Genomic DNA, 2,186 nt, shown 5'->3' on the forward strand with positions numbered 1-2,186 from the left:
ATAGGGGAGCCGGAGGGAAACCGAGTCTTAATTGGGCGTTAAGTTGCAGGGTATAGACCCGAAACCCGGTGATCTAGCCATGGGCAGGTTGAAGGTTGGGTAACACTAACTGGAGGACCGAACCGACTAATGTTGAAAAATTAGCGGATGACCTGTGGCTGGGGGTGAAAGGCCAATCAAACCGGGAGATAGCTGGTTCTCCCCGAAAGCTATTTAGGTAGCGCCTCGTGAATTCATCTCCGGGGGTAGAGCACTGTTTCGGCTAGGGGGCCATCCCGGCTTACCAACCCGATGCAAACTGCGAATACCGGAGAATGTTATCACGGGAGACACACGGCGGGTGCTAACGTCCGTCGTGAAGAGGGAAACAACCCAGACCGCCAGCTAAGGTCCCAAAGTCATGGTTAAGTGGGAAACGATGTGGGAAGGCCCAGACAGCCAGGATGTTGGCTTAGAAGCAGCCATCATTTAAAGAAAGCGTAATAGCTCACTGGTCGAGTCGGCCTGCGCGGAAGATGTAACGGGGCTAAACCATGCACCGAAGCTGCGGCAGCGACGCTGATGCGTTGTTGGGTAGGGGAGCGTTCTGTAAGCCTGCGAAGGTGGCCTGTGAGGGTTGCTGGAGGTATCAGAAGTGCGAATGCTGACATAAGTAACGATAAAGCGGGTGAAAAGCCCGCTCGCCGGAAGACCAAGGGTTCCTGTCCAACGTTAATCGGGGCAGGGTGAGTCGACCCCTAAGGCGAGGCCGAAAGGCGTAGTCGATGGGAAACGGGTTAATATTCCCGTACTTGGTGTTACTGCGAAGGGGGGACGGAGAAGGCTATGTTGGCCGGGCGACGGTTGTCCCGGTTTAAGCGTGTAGGTGTGTGTTCCAGGTAAATCCGGTTCACTTTAACACTGAGGCGTGATGACGAGGCACTACGGTGCTGAAGCAACAAATGCCCTGCTTCCAGGAAAAGCCTCTAAGCATCAGGTAACATCAAATCGTACCCCAAACCGACACAGGTGGTCAGGTAGAGAATACCAAGGCGCTTGAGAGAACTCGGGTGAAGGAACTAGGCAAAATGGTGCCGTAACTTCGGGAGAAGGCACGCTGACACGTAGGTGAAGTGATTTACTCATGGAGCTGAAGTCAGTCGAAGATACCAGCTGGCTGCAACTGTTTATTAAAAACACAGCACTGTGCAAACACGAAAGTGGACGTATACGGTGTGACGCCTGCCCGGTGCCGGAAGGTTAATTGATGGGGTCAGCGCAAGCGAAGCTCCTGATCGAAGCCCCGGTAAACGGCGGCCGTAACTATAACGGTCCTAAGGTAGCGAAATTCCTTGTCGGGTAAGTTCCGACCTGCACGAATGGCGTAATGATGGCCAGGCTGTCTCCACCCGAGACTCAGTGAAATTGAACTCGCTGTGAAGATGCAGTGTACCCGCGGCAAGACGGAAAGACCCCGTGAACCTTTACTATAGCTTGACACTGAACATTGAGCCTTGATGTGTAGGATAGGTGGGAGGCTTTGAAGTGTGGACGCCAGTCTGCATGGAGCCGACCTTGAAATACCACCCTTTAATGTTTGATGTTCTAACGTGGACCCGTGATCCGGGTTGCGGACAGTGTCTGGTGGGTAGTTTGACTGGGGCGGTCTCCTCCTAAAGAGTAACGGAGGAGCACGAAGGTTGGCTAATCCTGGTCGGACATCAGGAGGTTAGTGCAATGGCATAAGCCAGCTTGACTGCGAGCGTGACGGCGCGAGCAGGTGCGAAAGCAGGTCATAGTGATCCGGTGGTTCTGAATGGAAGGGCCATCGCTCAACGGATAAAAGGTACTCCGGGGATAACAGGCTGATACCGCCCAAGAGTTCATATCGACGGCGGTGTTTGGCACCTCGATGTCGGCTCATCACATCCTGGGGCTGAAGTAGGTCCCAAGGGTATGGCTGTTCGCCATTTAAAGTGGTACGCGAGCTGGGTTTAGAACGTCGTGAGACAGTTCGGTCCCTATCTGCCGTGGGCGCTGGAGAACTGAGGGGGGCTGCTCCTAGTACGAGAGGACCGGAGTGGACGCATCACTGGTGTTCGGGTTGTCATGCCAATGGCACTGCCCGGTAGCTAAATGCGGAAGAGATAAGTGCTGAAAGCATCTAAGCACGAAACTTGCCCCGAGATGAGTTCTCCCTGAGACTT

The 2,186-nt window shown here is 54.1% G+C and carries 1 rRNA gene; it reads left to right on the forward strand.

Annotated features, from left to right (window positions below):
* Positions 1-2,186 (forward strand): 23S ribosomal RNA (locus tag ACLJPE_RS23135); the annotation flags it as partial.

Source organism: Salmonella sp. SAL04196 (genome assembly GCF_046550835.1).
GTDB classification, from domain to species: domain Bacteria; phylum Pseudomonadota; class Gammaproteobacteria; order Enterobacterales; family Enterobacteriaceae; genus Salmonella; species Salmonella enterica.